This window comes from Streptomyces sp. NPDC058092 (assembly GCF_042884935.1).
Lineage (GTDB): Bacteria > Actinomycetota > Actinomycetes > Streptomycetales > Streptomycetaceae > Streptomyces.
Window position 1 is genome coordinate 303,911 of sequence record NZ_JBHVSY010000009.1, and the last position, 15,817, is coordinate 319,727.

Consider the following 15,817-nt stretch of genomic DNA (forward strand, 5'->3'; position numbering starts at 1 on the left):
AACGATGGACATATCCGGGACGCAGCTCAGAGTCGTTCGCGCGGCGCTTTTCACAGCGCTCGTCGTGACGCTCTCGGCCGGGTCCCATGTGCTGCTCTCCCAGGTCTCGCTGCCGCTGACCGTCGTCGCCCTGCTGGCCGGCCTGGTCTTCGCCGTGGCGTACGCGCTGGCCGGCCGGGAGCGCGGCTTCGGGGCGATCGCCGGGCTGCTGGTCCCGCTGGAACTGGCCGCCGACACCGTGTTCACCACCGGCCAGCACCTCTGTTACGGCGCGGCGGGCGGCCCGATAGCGGGGCCGCTGCGCTCGGTCGGTGTCGATGTGCTGTGCGGCGGCGGTGACATCGGCGCCGGTGCGGCACCGGCCGGCGATGTCGGCACCCCGCTCGCCTCGGTGACCGGCGCCGGGCACACGGCGGCCGCGCTGCTGGCCTCCCCCGGCCCCGCGGTGCCGTGGCTGCTGCTGGCCGCCCATGTGACGGTCGGGCTGCTCGCCGCGGCCTGGCTCCGGCGCGGCGAGTCCGCGCTCGTCGGCCTGCTGGGCGCGGTCGCCGTCCTGGCGTTCCGGCCGCTGCTGACCGCGGTCGCCGTGGTGGGTACGGCCCGCCGCTCCGTACGCCGCAGGGTGCGCCCCGCCGGACACGGCCCGCACCTGCTCGTACACGCCCGTCTGCTCGTGCACTCCGTGGGACGGAGGGGACCGCCGCGCTCGGCCTGCGCCATCGCCTGAGCACGCACATCCCCGACGACGTACCACCCACATCTTGGAGAGACGAACATGAGCAAGCGCAACAGCCAGGCCAACAAGGCGGCGGCCCGCGAGCGTCTGCGCGCCGAGCGCGAGCGCCAGGCCAGGAGGGACAAGACCCGCAGGCAGATCATCGTCGGCGTCTCGGTCGTCGGTGTGCTGGCGATCGTGGGCGCCGGCACCTGGGGCATCATGCAGCTGAACAAGCCGTCCCGCTGGGAAGCGGCCAAGGACGCGAAGAACGTCACGGCGCCCAAGAACACCTCCGGCGAGAACGGCACGACCGTCGTCATCGGCAAGTCGACCGCGAAGAAGACCCTGGAGCTGTACGAGGACGCGCGGTGCCCGGTCTGCGCCTCGTTCGAGCAGACCCTCGGCGAGACGGTGCACAAGGACGTCGACGCCGGGAAGTACAAGATCAAGTACATCGGTGCCACGTTCATCGACGACGCCAGCAACGGCGAGGGCTCGAAGAACGCGCTGAGTGCGCTCGGCGCGGCGCTCAATGTCAGCCCGGAGGCCTTCCTCGACTACAAGTACGCGCTCTACTCCGCGAAGTACCACCCGGAGGAGACCGACGACAAGTTCAAGGACGACGCGTATCTGATCAAGGTCGCCGACTCGGTGGACGCGTTGAAGGGCAACAAGGCGTTCCAGAAGGACGTCGAGGACGGTACGTACGACAACTGGGCGATGAAGATGTCCGCGGCGTTCGAAAAGAGCGGCGTGAAGGGCACTCCGACGCTGAAGATGGACGGCAAGGCGCTCACCGACGGGCAGAGCGAGAACGCTCCGATGACGGTGGACCAATTCAACACCGCGATCACCGCCGCACTGAAGGGCTGACGGCCCTCCCTGCCCTGGCCGAGCGGCGAACGCCCGCCGGCGGGCCTTGGACGGGCAGGCGAACTTCCTTGGTTCGCCTGCCCGTTGGGCATACCGGTCAGTAGGGTTCTGCCCCATGACCAGTCGACACCTTGCCTCGCCGCTTTCCGCCCCCAGCCGCCGCACGGTCGTCAAGGCCGCTGCCGCCACCGCCGTCGCGGCCCCCGTGCTGGGCGCCGCCACCACCGCGCGCGCCGCGGACGGGCCCGCCTTCCTGCACGGCGTCGCCTCCGGCGACCCGCTCCCCGACGGCATACTCCTGTGGACCCGCGTCACTCCGGCCCCCGACGCCGTGCCCGGTTCCGGCCGTGGCGCCGATACGGCGGTGCGCTGGGAGGTCGCCGAGGACAAGGAGTTCGCCCGGGTCGTCGCGCGCGGCACCACCGTCGCACGGGCGGCCTCCGACCACACCGTGAAGGCCGATGTGCGGGGGCTGAGCCCGGCCACCGTGTACTGGTTCCGCTTCTCGGCGGGCGACGGTACGGGGGTCTTCTCGCCGACGGGCCGCACCCGTACCGCGCCGGCGGCCGGAGCGGCCACGCCCGGCGTGCGCTTCGGGGTCGTCTCGTGCGCCAACTGGGAGGCCGGGTTCTTCTCCCCGTACCGGCACCTCGCCGCCCGCGCCGATCTCGACGCGGTGCTGCATCTCGGCGACTACATCTACGAGTACGCGTCGGGCAGTTACCCGGCGGCGAAGTACGTCGTGCGGCCCCACGAGCCGAGGCACGAGATCCTCACCCTCGCCGACTACCGCACCCGGCACGGCAACTACAAGACGGACACCGACCTCCAGACCCTGCACGCCACCCACCCGGTGATCGCGATCTGGGACGACCACGAGTTCGCCAACGACGCCTGGTCGGGCGGGGCCGAGAACCACACACCGGACACGGAGGGCTCCTGGGCCGAACGGGCCGCGGGCGCCAAGCAGGCGTACTTCGAGTGGATGCCGGTCCGCGCCTCCACCGAGGGCACGGTCTACCGGCGGCTGCGCTTCGGCAGCCTGGCCGATCTCCACCTCCTCGATCTGCGCACCTTCCGTTCCCAGCAGTCGACGATCGGCAACGGCGCCGTCGACGACCCGGACCGCACGATCACCGGCCGGGCGCAGCTGGACTGGCTGAAGTCGGGCCTGGCCGGCTCGGACGCCACCTGGAAGCTGGTCGGTACGTCGGTGATGATCTCGCCGGTCGCGTTCGGTTCCGTACCCGCGCATCTGCTGGGGCCGCTGGCCGGGTTGCTGGGGCTGCCCACGGAGGGTCTGGCCGTCAATGTCGACCAGTGGGACGGCTACACGGACGACCGCAAGGAACTGATCGCCCATCTGCGGGACCGGTCGATCACCAACACGGTCTTCCTGACCGGCGACATCCACATGGCGTGGGCCAATGACGTACCGGTGAAGGCGGCGACGTATCCGCTCTCGGCGTCGGCCGCCACCGAGTTCGTGGTGACGTCGGTGACCTCCGACAATCTCGACGACCTCCTGCATGTCGCACCGCAGACCGTCTCGCTGGTCGCGAGCGCGGCGGTGAAGGCCGCCAACCGCCATGTGAAGTGGGTCGACATGGACTCGCACGGCTACGGAGTCCTCGATGTGACCGCGGAGCGCTCACAGATGGACTACTACGCGGTCTCCGACAAGGCGAAGCGGGATGCGACCTCCGCGTGGACGCGCTCGTACCGGACGCTCAGCGGGACGCAGAAGGTCGAGCGGGTGGACCGCCCCGTGCGCTGAGGGGCTGTTTTCGGCCACTCCGGCCCATGTTGACGGCACATTACATCGCTACGGCGGGTGGCGTGTCCCCCTGCTCCAATGGGGACACACCACCCGCGGGGGTAACGCGACACGTTACGCAGGCGTCTCAAACTCTGGAACGCACAGAAATATTTCTCCTCGTTTCCCCGGTTTGCCGCACGATCGATTGGGCCTGATCGATTCTCCTCAACATCTGACATGCGCACGTAATCTCCCGGCGGCGGGTGAGGAAATTCCTCCCCCACACGTCCGCGAGGAGTCTCTGTGCGCGCTCTTGCCCGTATATCGCCGCGTATACGTAACCGTGCGATCGGCACCGCCGTTCTGGCCGGAACCCTGGCCCTGGCACCGCTCTCCGTGTCCTCCGGCTCCGCCGCCGCGAAGGCGTCCACCTCCTCGGCATCCGCCGTATCAGCCGCATCCGCCGTATCAGCCGCATCCGCCGAGAAGTGCGCGAGCGAGGCAAGCACTTCCGCCACCGCGCGCGAGGCCCGCCCCTCGGGCCCCAAGCACGCCGCGGACCCCAACGAGCTCACCGCGGCCCAGGCCAAGGCCATGGACGCCCAGCTCAAGGAGAGACTCGCGGAGCGCCGGCTCAGCGGCTCCACGCTCGCCGCCGGAGCGACCATCCCGGTCTACTTCCACGTGGTGCACTCCGGAACGACCGGCAAGCTCAGCGCGTCCGCCGTCAGCAGCCAGATGAGCGTCCTGAACGCCGCCTACGGCGGCCAGGGCAGCGGCAACACCAACTCCGGCTTCCAGTTCTCGCTGGCCGGCACGGACTACACGGACAACAGCTCCTGGTACAACGGCGTCTCGCCGGGCTCCGCCGCCGAGAAGGCCATGAAGTCGACGCTGCGCAAGGGCGGCGCGAACGCGCTCAACATCTACACCGCCAACCTCGGCGGCGGCCTGCTGGGCTGGGCCACCTTCCCCAGCTCCTACAAGTCCAACCCCTCCGACGACGGCGTCGTCATGCTCGACGCCTCGCTGCCCGGCGGCTCCGCCACCAACTACAACGAGGGTGACACCGCGACCCACGAAGTCGGCCACTGGATGGGGCTCTACCACACCTTCCAGGGCGGCTGTAACGGCAACGGCGACTACGTGGCCGACACTCCGGCCGAGGCGAGCCCCGCGTACGCCTGCCCGACCGGGCGCGACACCTGCACCAACAAGACGGGGGTCGACCCGATCCATAACTTCATGGACTACACGTACGACTCCTGCATGACCCAGTTCACCCCGGGCCAGGTGCAGCGGATGAGTGACAGCTGGACCGCCTACCGCGGCTGATCCGCCCCGTACCGTCCGAAGGGCCCCGCACACGCGGGGCCCTTCGCGCGGTCGCGGTCACAGCGTGGCAAGGAAGCCGAGCGCGACCTTCCAGGCCAGCGCGGCCGATGCCGCGTCGTGGTCCGGCAGTTCGGGATCGGTGAACAGATGGCCCGCGCCGGGGTAGCGGTAGATCTCGACATCGGCGCCGGTCCGCTGCATCTGCAGATACCAGGAGTTCAGCCAGTCGTGCGTCTCGAACGGGTCCGGGTCCGCGACGTGCAGCTGTACGGGCAGCTCGTCCACCGAGGCGTTCTCGGCGATGTCCGAGGTGCCGTGGAACATCAGCAGGCCGCGCGCCTTCTCGTCGCCGAGCGCCAGGGTCTGCGCGGTGGAGGCGCCGAAGGAGAATCCGGCGTACACCAGACCCCGGTCCGAATAGGGCGCGGCGGCCAGCACGGCCCGCCTGAGCAGTTCGTCCTTGCCCACCTCCTCCTTGAAGGCCAGGCCCTCCTCGACGGTTTCGAAGGTGTGCCCCTCGAAGAGATCGGGCACCTGCACCTCGTGCCCGGCGGCGCGCAGCCGGGCGGCGGCCGCGTGCACCGCCGGCCGCAGACCGTACGTCGAGTGGAAAAGCATGATGTTCATGAGGCCCATGGTGCCAGTTACGGTCGGAAGCATGGCAAACGACGGGATGGAGAGCGTGCTGCGTCCGCTGGTCGTCGTCGGCGGCTCGGTCGTGATCACGCTGCTGGTCGGCTGGCTGGTCGATCTGCTGCTCAGACGGACCGACGGCCGGCACCACGAGACACCGTTGTGGGGTCTGCTGCGGCGCTGCCGGATCCCGCTCCAGCTGACTCTGTGCACGGCGCTGCTGCGGGGCACGTACACCCGGACCCGGCTCGATGTGGTCAAGGACCACCGGGCGGGGGTCGGCCAGTTCCTGACGCTGGTGCTGATCGGGACGTCGGCCTGGCTGGTGGTACGGATCGCGACGGCCGTCGTCGACTCCGTCTACGCCCGGTACGCGGCGAACACCCGCGATCCGGCGCGGGTGCGGCGGGTCCGTACGCAGGTGACGCTGATCCAGCGGGTGGTCACCGCGATCGTGGCGACGGTCGCCGTCGGCGCGATGCTGCTGACGTTCCCCGCGATGCGGACGTTCGGCGCCTCGATGCTGGCCTCGGCCGGTGTGCTGGGCATCGTCGCGGGCATCGCGGCCCAGTCGACGCTCGGCAATCTCTTCGCGGGGCTGCAGATCGCGTTCGGCGACATGGTGCGGATCGGCGACACGGTGGTGGTGGACGGCGAGTGGGGCACGATCGAGGAGATCACCCTGACCTTCCTCGCGGTACGGACCTGGGACGAGCGGCGGATCACGATGCCCGTCTCGTACTTCACCAGCAAACCGTTCGAGAACTGGTCGCGCGGCGGCGCGCAGATGACCGGCTCGGTCTTCTTCCACCTCGACCACTCGGCCCCGGTCGCCGCGATGCGCAAGCAGCTGCGGGACATCCTGGGCGAGTGTGCCGCCTGGGACGGACGCGACTGGTCCCTGGCGGTCACGGACACCACTCCGTCGACGATCCAGGTCCGCGCGGTGGTCACGGCGAAGGACGCGGACGACATCTGGACGGTGCGCTGTGCCGTACGGGAGCAGCTCATCGGCTGGCTGCGCGATCACCACCCGTACGCGCTGCCGCGGATCGCGACGGCTCCCGCGGCGCTTCCGCCGGGCGACGAGTGGCCGGACCCACCCGGCCCGGCGGACGGGAAACCGGCGGACGGGGGTCCGGCGGGCTGGGACAGGTCCCCCCGCACCGGGCGCGGCTGACCGGGCGCGGGGCGCCGCCCGGCGGGGCCCCGCCTCACCGCAGGCTGCGTACGTCCAGCTGTCGCAGCACCCGGTCGACGACCTCCGGGTCCGTACCCGCCTCGTTGCGGGCCGAGAGCACCGCGTGACGGGCGGCCGACATCATCTCGCGCTGGACGCGGCTGACCGCCTTGAAGCGCTCGGCGCGTTTCGCGTACGCCTCGCGGCGCTCGTCGTCGACCATGTCGGGGCTGATCCGCGCCCCCACGTCGTACGCGAGCCGCTGCAGCCGCTCCGATACCTCGTCCGGGAACTCCTCGACCGCCTCGATCTCCTTGAGCCGCTGCTTCGCGGCCTTCGCGGCTCGGATCGCGAGGTCCTTCTCCAGGGCCTCCTCGGCGTCGGTGTCCGCCTTGACCCGGAGCTTGCGGACCAGCCACGGCAGGGTGAGCCCCTGGACGACGAGCGTGGCCATGATCACGGCGAAGGCGATGAAGATGATCTCGTCGCGCCCCGGGAACGGCTTCCCGTCATCCGTCTTCAGCGGAATCGCGAGCGCCAGCGCGACCGAGGCCACTCCGCGCATCCCGGACCACCACATGACGACGGTCTCCCGCCAGCTGGTGGGGATCTCCTCGCTGACGTCGCGCCGGGTGTGCAGCCGCTTGGCGAGCCAGGTCGCGGGCAGCAGATACAGCAGGCGCACGCCGACGACGACCGCCACGACGGCCAGCCCCCAGCCGAACATCCGGAGTTCGCGGCCGCCGGCCGTGCCGAAGACGTTGTGCAGTTCGAGGCCGATCAGCCCGAAGGCCACCCCGGTGACGAGGGTGTCGACGATCTCCCAGAAGGAACGGCCCGTGAGGCGGCCGAGGACGTCGTCGGCGTCGGCGGTGTGCTCGGCGAGGAAGAGCGCGGTGGTCAGGACGGCGAGAACACCCGACCCCATCAGCTCCTCCGCGAGCACGTAACTCACGAACGGCACCAGCAGGGTGAGGCCGACCTGGAGGGTGGCATCGCCGAGCAGGCCCATGAGTTTGATGGTGATCCAGCCGAGCACGAGACCCACCACCACGGCGACGACGGCGGAGAGGATCAGCAGCCCGAACGCCTTCGGCAGCGAGAACGTGCCGCTCACCGCGGCGGCGATCGCCACGTGGTACAGCACGATCGCGGTCACGTCGTTGAACAGCCCCTCGCCCTCCAGGATGGAGACGAGCCTGCGCGGCAGCCCGACCGAGCCCGCGACGGCCGTCGCCGCGACCGGGTCGGGCGGGGCGACGAGCGCGCCGAGCGCCACGGCGGCGGCGATGGGCAGCCCGGGAACGATCGCGTTGGCCACCGCGGCGACGGCGGCCGTCGTGATGAAGACCAGCGCGACGGCCAGTAGAAAGATCGGTCGTTTATTGGCGGCGAACTGCCGCCAGGAGGTGCGCTGCACGGAGGCGTAGAGCAGCGGCGGCAGCAGCGCGGGAAGAATGATCTCGGGCGGGATGTCCACATTCGGCACGAAGCTGAGGAACGCCATGCCGACTCCGGCGAGCGTCATCAGCACCGGCGCGGGCAGTCCGAGACGCTCCCCCAGTGGCACCGTGACCACAGCTCCGAGCAACAGCAGGAGGAGCAGCGCCATTTGGTCCACGAGGTGCCTTCCGGAACACGGTGAGCCGACCTCTTTGGCCGGCCGATCTGGACTTCAAGCCTGCCACGCAAGGCCCGCAATCCAGACAACACACCCCTCTGTACCGCCCCCTGACCGGCCATTCCTCCGATGTTTGACGGTCAGCCCCCTTCCGCGGCCTTCCCGGGGCGGGCAGTAACGCGGCGTGCGTCATTCAGGGACAGGAACCCACGCCCCATACATGACTGGCAGGAGAAACCACGTGACCGCGTTCTCCCGAAGGCATTTCGTCGGCGCCGCCGCTGCCGGAACATCCGCGCTCCAACTCGCCGGCTCCCGTACCGCATCGGCCGCCTCCTCCCCCGTAACGCCCGGCCGGCCGGGCGCCGACCTGTACGAGAGGACCGTCCGCGACGCCGCCATGACCTGGCGCACGCTCCCCACCGGCCGGCAGCAGGCCCCCTTCCTCGCCAACGGCCACCTCGGTGCCCAGCTGTACGCGGGAACGACCGCGAACACCCTGAAACTGATGCTCAGTCACAGTCAGGCGCAGGGCCAGCGCGGCCAGTGGCGCGGCTGCATCGGCTTCTCCCGCCTCCCCATCGGGTACTTTCCCGTCCGTCTCGGACCGCTGGGCGGACGCGTCGATCGCGTCGCTGCGCGTCCAGGGCGCCTTCCTCGTGACGCGGACCGCTCCGGCGGTGCCACGCGCTGGGTACGGGTGCACAGCGAGGCGGGCGCCCCGCTGCCCCTGGACCACTCCATCGCGGGCCGGATCGACGTACAGGACGCGCACGGGCGCCCGCCGCGCCGGCGGGAGACCGGACCCGGCCGGATCACGGTCGCTCCGCCGCGCGGTGGCACGGCGGTGGTCACCCCGCACGGCACGCGCCACCCCGGGACGGGCCCGCACGACGTGCCGTCGAACGGGACGTGGACGCGCTGGGGCCTGCCGGACCGAACCGGTCCGCCCGACTATACGGGTACGGGCCGTCGACTACAGGGCGCGCCGCATCGCCCGGTGCGAAATCCCCGCGTCCGGGAACTCGGGGCCGTACGCCGCGTACCCGAGCCGCTCGTAGAAGCCGAGCGCATGGGTCTGGGCGTGCAGGTCGACGGCCGCCAGGCCGAGGTCCCGGGCCGCGTCCTCGATGGCCCGGACCAGCGCCACGCCGACGCCGAGACCGCGCGCCCGCTTGATCACCGCCAGCCGGCCGAGCGAGCCGACGGTGGGATCGCCGCCGGTCCTGGCGGCGGCCGGACCGTGCAGCAGCCGCCCGGTGCCGAGCGCCGAGCCGTCCGCCGCGACGGCGATCACATGCACCGCGTCCGCGTCGTGGGCGTCGTACTCGATCTCCTCGGGCACGTTCTGCTCACCGACGAAGACGTCCTTGCGGACCTGGAAACAGGCGGCGCGGTCCTGTTCGTCGACGACGGTACGGGTGGTGTACGGAGCGGGCGTGCCGGTCATTCGCTCTCCGCCGCGATCGTGTCCAGGGCGTGCTGGAGATCGTCCGGGTACACGCTGGCGAACTCCACCCAGCTGCCGTCGGACGGGTGCTCGAAGCCGAGCCGGACGGCGTGCAGCCACTGCCGCGTCAGGCCGAGGCGCTTGGCGATCGTCGGGTCGGCGCCGTAGGTGAGGTCACCGACACAGGGGTGACGGTGCGCGGACATGTGCACCCGGATCTGGTGCGTGCGCCCCGTCTCCAGCTTGATGTCCAGGAGGCTGGCTGAGCGGTAGGCCTCGATGAGGTCGTAGTGCGTCACGGAGGGCTTGCCCTCGGCCGTGACGGCCCACTTGTAGTCGTGGATGGGGTGGCGTCCGATGGGGGCGTCGATGGTGCCGCTCATCGGGTCCGGGTGGCCCTGCACCAGCGCGTGGTACTTCTTCTCGACGACCCGGTCGCGGAACTGCGCCTTCAGCAGGGTGTAGGCCCGCTCGGACTTGGCGACGACCATCAGGCCGGAGGTGCCGACGTCGAGGCGGTGGACGATGCCCTGGCGCTCGGCGGCGCCGGACGTCGAAATCCGGTACCCGGCCGCGGCGAGACCGCCGATGACGGTCGTGCCGGTCCAGCCGGGACTCGGGTGGGCGGCGACCCCGACCGGCTTCACGATCACGACGATGTCGTCGTCGTCGTGCACGATCTCCATGCCCTCGACGGGCTCGGCGACGATCTGCACCGGAGCGGCCGCCTGTGGCATCTCGACTTCCAGCCAGGCGCCGCCCCGTACCCGCTCGGACTTCCCGACCACCGCACCGTCCACCTGTACCTTCCCGGCAGCGGCCAGGTCGGCGGCCTTGGTGCGGGAGAAACCGAACATCCGGGAAATGGCGGCGTCGACACGCTCGCCCTCCAGACCGTCGGGTACGGGCAGGGTGCGGACCTCGGGATACGTACTCACCTGTCGAGTATGCCTTGCGCCCGCTAGTCCTTGTGCACGGTGCCGTCGGGGTCCAGGCCCTTGAAGGAAAGGATCACGATCAGGATGCCGCCGCAGACGATCGCGGAGTCGGCAAGGTTGAAGACGGCGAAGTGCGCGGGCGCGATGAAGTCCACCACCGCGCCCTGGAAGGTGCCGGGAGCGCGGAAGACACGGTCGGTGAGGTTGCCGAGCGCACCGCCGAGCAGCAGGCCGAGCGCGATGGCCCACGGCAGGCTGTAGAGCTTGCGGGCGAGACGTGTGATCACCACGATGACCGTCGCCGCGACGAAGGTGAAGATGATCGTGTAGGCCTCGCCGATGCCGAACGCGGCGCCCGCGTTGCGGATCGCGTCGAGCCTCAGCCAGTCGCCGATGATCTCGACCGGCGGGTGGTGCTCCAGCTTCGCGACCACGATCATCTTGCTGATCAGGTCGAGCAGATAGGCGAAGACGGCCACGCCGAAGAGCACCATGATCTTCCGCTTGCCCCTGCTCGGGGCCGTCTCCTCGCCCCGGTCCTCGGCCTCGTCTCCTTCGGTCCCCTCAGCATCGGGGATGTCCGGCGTACCGATGATGCGCTCCGCCTCTGCCACGTGAGTCCCTCAACCTAGGTTCCTGACTGAGGACGAGGGTACGACACACGGCCCCGGATCAACCGCGGCGCTCCTGCTTCTGCTTGTCCTCGACACAGAGCGTCGCGCGGGGGAACGCCTGCATCCGTGCTTTGCCGATCGGATTGCCGCAGACCTCGCACAGTCCGTACGTCCCGGCGTCGAGGCGGGCCAGCGCCCGCTCGGTCTGGTCGAGCATCTCCTGGGCATTGGCGGCGAGCGACATCTCGTGCTCGCGGGTGATGTTCTTGGTGCCGGTGTCCGCCTCGTCGTCACCCGCTCCGTCGCCGGAGTCGCGCATCAGCCCGGCGAGTGCGGCGCTCGCGGCCTCCAGCTCGCTGCGCAGCCGCATGATCTCGCTGCTCAGCAGGGCCCGCGCCTCCTCGACCTCCTGCGGCGTCCAGGGATCCTCGCCCGGCCGGACCGCCAGCTCGCCGGGGGCTGTCGTGACGACTCCACGGGCCGGGGGCACGGGCGCCGCGCCCTTGCCGGCCGTGCGGGTCCGGGCCGCGCTCTTCTTGGCTACCACCGTGTGGGCTCCCGTCTGCTCGGCGGCCTCGGCCGCCACCATGACCGCTGCGGCGGCCTTCTGGGCCGCGGTCTTCTTCGCAGCTGTCTTCTTGGCCGGCGCCGCATGCCCGGCGCCCGCGTGTGCGGCAGGCACCGCATTCTTCTCGGCCGCGGTCTTCTTCCCCGCGTCCTTGCCTGCCGGGGCTTTCCTGGCCGGCACCTTCTTCTCAGCCACTTTCTTCACAGCAGCCTTCTTCGCAGCCTTCATCACGGCCGTTTCCTTCACGGCCGCCTTCTTCCCGGCCGCCGCACCCGTGGATCCCGCTGACGCCGACTTCTTCTCGGCGGTCTTCTTCACCACCATGGCCGCGGCCCCTTCACATATTGTGATCTTGCACGCGAATCGTGCTGGGACGATAAATCGACCCCAGCGCCGCGGCAACGGGGCACGCCGCCGGATCGCCCCTCCCCGTGTCCGGATACCGACGCGCCTGAATCCGTTGTGCCCAGCTCCCCGCCGGGTAATCCGCCTCCCGGCCGCCCGCCCGGAGTCCGTACGTACACGTCTGCCCAATCGGGTCACGCCCCGCCCCACGGATTAAACCGGTCGGCCGTCGCCCGTACGGGCCCGTACACTGGCTTGAGCGAGAGGCGTGGATGGGACGAGTAGCGTCGTACGCAGCCAGGAGCGACCCGGGGACGGTGGGAGCCCGGGGGCGAGCGCGTCGTGAAGATCACCCGGAGCCGTCGGAAGAACGCCGCAAGGCAAGTAGAACCGGCATCGCGACCCCAATGAGGGGGCCACGGGCGCACGCCCGGGGCCAAGGAGGGTGGTACCGCGGGAGTCGATGAGGCTCTCGTCCCTCCGACGGAAGTGGAAAACGTCCGCCGGAGGAAGTCCGCCCATGACATCGCCGCAGTACCGCCAGGTACCCGCCCAGGTCGACCTGCCCGCGCTGGAGCACGCCGTGCTCGATTTCTGGCGCGAGAGCAAGGTCTTCGCCAAGAGCCTCGAACAGTCCGAGGGCCGTCCCGAGTGGGTCTTCTACGAGGGCCCGCCCACCGCCAACGGCATGCCCGGCGCCCACCACATCGAGGCCCGCGTCTTCAAGGACGTCTTTCCCCGCTTCCGCACCATGCAGGGCTACCACGTCGGCCGCAAGGCCGGCTGGGACTGCCACGGACTGCCGGTCGAGCTCGCGGTCGAGAAGGAGCTGGGCTTCAACGGCAAGAAGGACATCGAGGCGTACGGCATCGCCGAGTTCAACGCCAAGTGCCGCGAGTCCGTGACCCGCCACACGGACGCGTTCACCGAACTCACGACCCGGATGGGCTACTGGGTCGACCTCGACGACGCGTACCGCACGATGGACCCCGAGTACGTCGAGTCGGTGTGGTGGTCGCTGAAGGAGATCTTCAACAGGGGCCTGCTGGTCCAGGACCACCGCGTCGCCCCCTGGTGCCCCCGCTGCGGCACCGGCCTCTCCGACCACGAGCTGGCGCAGGGGTACGAGACAGTCGTCGACCCGTCGGTCTTCGTACGCTTCCCCCTCACCTCCGGCCCGTTGGCCGGCGACGCCTCGCTCCTCGTCTGGACGACCACGCCCTGGACCCTGGTCTCCAACACCGCCGTCGCCGCGCACCCCGACGTCACCTATGTCGTCGCGACGAACGGCGAGGAGAAGCTCGTCGTCGCGCAGCCGCTCGTCGAGAAGGCGCTGGGCGAGGGCTGGGAGCCCACCGGTCGGACCTTCACCGGCCGCGAGATGGAGCGCTGGACGTACGAGCGGCCGTTCACCCTGGTGGACTTCCCGGCCGAGGCGCATTACGTGGTCAACGCCGAGTACGTGACGACCGAGGACGGTACGGGTCTGGTCCACCAGTCCCCCGCCTTCGGCGCCGACGACCTCGTCGTCTGCAAGGCGTACGGCCTCCCGGTCGTGAACCCGGTCCGCCCCGACGGCACCTTCGAGGAGGAGCTGCCGCTGGTCGGCGGCGTCTTCTTCAAGAAGGCCGATGAGGCGCTCACCGAGGACCTGGCCGCCCGCGGCAAGCTCTTCCGGCACGTCCCGTACGAGCACAGCTACCCGCACTGCTGGCGCTGCCACACCGCGCTGCTCTACTACGCGCAGCCGTCCTGGTACATCCGTACGACCGCCATCAAGGGCCGGCTCCTCGAAGAGAACGAGAAGACGAACTGGTTCCCGGACTCGGTCAAGCACGGTCGCTTCGGTGACTGGCTGAACAACAACGTCGACTGGGCGCTGTCCCGCAACCGCTACTGGGGCACCCCGCTGCCGATCTGGCGCTGCGAGGACAGCCACCTCACCTGCGTAGGCTCGCGCGCCGAGCTGAGCGAGCTCACGGGCACCGATCTCTCCGGTCTCGACCCGCACCGCCCGTTCATCGACGAGATCACGTTCACGTGCTCGCACGAGAACTGCCAGCTGGAGGCGTACCGCGTCCCCGAGGTCATCGACGCCTGGTACGACTCGGGCTCGATGCCGTTCGCGCAGTGGGGCTACCCGTACAAGAACAAGGAGATCTTCGAGAGCCGCTACCCGGCGCAGTTCATCTCGGAGGCCATCGACCAGACCCGCGGCTGGTTCTACACGCTGATGGCGGTCGGCACGCTGGTCTTCGACAAGTCGTCGTACGAGAACGTGGTCTGCCTGGGCCACATCCTCGCCGAGGACGGCCGCAAGATGTCCAAGCACCTCGGGAACATCCTGCAGCCGATCCCCCTCATGGATCAGCACGGCGCGGACGCGGTGCGCTGGTTCATGGCGGCGGGCGGCTCCCCGTGGGCGGCGCGCCGCGTCGGCCACACCACGATCCAGGAGGTCGTCCGCAAGACCCTCCTGACGTACTGGAACACGGTCGCCTTCCAGGCCCTGTACGCCCGCACGTCCTCCTGGGCGCCGTCCGCGGCCGATCCGGCCCCGGCGGACCGCACGGTCCTGGACCGCTGGCTGCTGAGCGAGCTGAACGCCCTGGTGGACCAGGTCACGCAGGCGCTGGAGGGGTACGACACCCAGCGCGCCGGCAAGCTGCTGTCGTCGTTCGTCGACGACCTGTCCAACTGGTACGTACGCCGCTCGCGCCGCCGCTTCTGGCAGGGCGACAAGGCGGCGCTGCGCACGCTGCACGAGGTCGTCGAGACGGTGACCCGGCTGATGGCCCCGCTCACCCCGTTCATCACCGAGCGGGTCTGGCAGGACCTGGTCGTTCCGGTCGCTCCGGACGCCCCCGAGTCGGTCCACCTCTCCGCCTGGCCCAAGGCGGACCTCGCGGCGATCGACCCGGCACTCTCCACCCAGATGGCGCTGGTGCGCCGCCTGGTCGAGCTGGGCCGGGCCACCCGTGCCGAGTCGGGCGTCAAGACCCGTCAACCGCTGTCGCGGGCCCTGGTCGCGGCGGCGGGCTTCGAGTCCCTCTCCCCCGAGCTGCACGCCCAGATCACGGAGGAGCTGAACGTCTCCTCGCTGGCCTCGCTCTCCGAAGTCGGCGGCTCGCTGGTCGACACGACCGCGAAGGCGAACTTCCGTGCGCTCGGCAAGCGGTTCGGCAAGGGCGTCCAGGCGGTGGCCAAGGCGGTCGCGAACGCGGACGCGGCGGCCCTGTCGCTGGCCCTGCGCGAGGGCACGGCGTCGGTCGAGGTGGACGGCGAGACGGTCGCCCTCTCCCCCGACGAGGTGATCATCACCGAGACGCCGCGCGAGGGCTGGTCGGTGGCGTCCGACTCGGGCGCGACGGTCGCCCTGGACCTGGAGATCACCCCGGAGCTGCGCCGCGCGGGCCTCGCCCGTGACGCGATCCGCCTCATCCAGGAGGCCCGCAAGAACAGCGGCCTGGACGTCGCGGACCGCATCGCCGTCCGCTGGACGTCGGCCTCCCCCGCCACGGTGGAGGCCCTGACCGAGCACGCGACCCTGATCGCGGACGAGGTCCTGGCCCTGGACTACGCGCAGGGCGAGGCGGACACGGCGTACGGCGCCCCGTTCGAGGACGAGGGCCTGTCCCTGACGTTCCGCCTCCGCAAGACGGAGCGGTAGCCCAAGCCCGTCGGAGGCCCGCCCGGAACCCACGTTCCGGGCGGGCCTCCGGCACATCCGAGCCCCTCCGGCGATTGAGGAGCGGTCTCTTATACACATATACGAGCCCACGA

The 15,817-nt window shown here is 70.3% G+C and carries 12 protein-coding genes; 6 read left to right on the plus strand and 6 right to left on the minus strand.

Translation table 11 applies throughout. The features are described from left to right. Positions 1–4: 4 nt before the first annotated feature. The 4 genes from ACFVV1_RS18020 to ACFVV1_RS18035 all read left to right on the plus strand — a co-directional run bounded on the left by ACFVV1_RS18020 (position 5) and on the right by ACFVV1_RS18035 (position 4,685). A complete protein-coding gene (locus ACFVV1_RS18020; protein ID WP_389990159.1) occupies positions 5–727 on the plus strand; it encodes a hypothetical protein in 723 nt (240 codons plus the stop codon). A gap of 48 nt (positions 728–775) precedes the next feature. Continuing rightward, positions 776–1,591, plus strand: coding sequence for a DsbA family protein (locus ACFVV1_RS18025; protein ID WP_389990160.1), 816 nt, complete (start codon positions 776–778; stop codon positions 1,589–1,591). 115 nt (positions 1,592–1,706) lie between these two features. Continuing rightward, positions 1,707–3,368 carry an alkaline phosphatase D family protein gene (locus tag ACFVV1_RS18030; protein ID WP_389990161.1) on the plus strand — a complete coding sequence of 554 codons (1,662 nt, stop codon included), beginning with the start codon at positions 1,707–1,709 and terminating at the stop codon, positions 3,366–3,368. Positions 3,369–3,653: 285 nt separating this feature from the next. Next, positions 3,654–4,685 carry a zinc metalloprotease gene (locus ACFVV1_RS18035; protein WP_389990162.1) on the plus strand — a complete coding sequence of 344 codons (1,032 nt, stop codon included), beginning with the start codon at positions 3,654–3,656 and terminating at the stop codon, positions 4,683–4,685. Positions 4,686–4,742: 57 nt separating this feature from the next. Here the strand turns inward: ACFVV1_RS18035 and ACFVV1_RS18040 are convergent, their stop codons facing one another. Then, complete coding sequence (locus tag ACFVV1_RS18040) at positions 4,743–5,321, minus strand: dienelactone hydrolase family protein (protein WP_383750801.1); 579 nt, start codon at positions 5,319–5,321, stop codon at positions 4,743–4,745. A gap of 37 nt (positions 5,322–5,358) precedes the next feature. On the opposite strand from ACFVV1_RS18040, the gene ACFVV1_RS18045 reads away from it, so the two are divergent. Then, on the plus strand, positions 5,359–6,498 hold the full coding sequence (locus ACFVV1_RS18045) for a mechanosensitive ion channel family protein (protein WP_389990186.1): 1,140 nt from the start codon (positions 5,359–5,361) through the stop codon (positions 6,496–6,498). Between the two features lie 34 nt (positions 6,499–6,532). Here ACFVV1_RS18045 and ACFVV1_RS18050 read toward each other — a convergent pair whose 3' ends face one another. The 5 genes from ACFVV1_RS18050 to ACFVV1_RS18070 all read right to left on the minus strand — a co-directional run bounded on the left by ACFVV1_RS18050 (position 6,533) and on the right by ACFVV1_RS18070 (position 12,013). After that, a complete protein-coding gene (locus tag ACFVV1_RS18050; protein WP_389990163.1) occupies positions 6,533–8,119 on the minus strand; it encodes a Na+/H+ antiporter in 1,587 nt (528 codons plus the stop codon). Between the two features lie 976 nt (positions 8,120–9,095). Further along, positions 9,096–9,569: a GNAT family N-acetyltransferase gene (locus tag ACFVV1_RS18055; protein WP_389990164.1), complete on the minus strand. Its 474-nt coding sequence runs from the start codon at positions 9,567–9,569 to the stop codon at positions 9,096–9,098. Continuing rightward, positions 9,566–10,507: an RluA family pseudouridine synthase gene (locus ACFVV1_RS18060; RefSeq protein ID WP_389990165.1), complete on the minus strand. Its 942-nt coding sequence runs from the start codon at positions 10,505–10,507 to the stop codon at positions 9,566–9,568. Before ACFVV1_RS18060 ends, ACFVV1_RS18055 begins: the two co-directional genes overlap by 4 nt. A 23-nt stretch (positions 10,508–10,530) precedes the next feature. Continuing rightward, positions 10,531–11,121, minus strand: coding sequence for a signal peptidase II (lspA, locus tag ACFVV1_RS18065; RefSeq protein ID WP_389990166.1), 591 nt, complete (start codon positions 11,119–11,121; stop codon positions 10,531–10,533). 58 nt (positions 11,122–11,179) lie between these two features. Continuing rightward, a complete protein-coding gene (locus ACFVV1_RS18070; protein ID WP_389990167.1) occupies positions 11,180–12,013 on the minus strand; it encodes a TraR/DksA family transcriptional regulator in 834 nt (277 codons plus the stop codon). A gap of 541 nt (positions 12,014–12,554) precedes the next feature. Between ACFVV1_RS18070 and ileS the strand changes: the two genes are divergently transcribed. Next, on the plus strand, positions 12,555–15,704 hold the full coding sequence (gene ileS / locus ACFVV1_RS18075) for an isoleucine--tRNA ligase (RefSeq protein WP_389990168.1): 3,150 nt from the start codon (positions 12,555–12,557) through the stop codon (positions 15,702–15,704). The last annotated feature ends 113 nt before the right edge of the window (positions 15,705–15,817 follow it).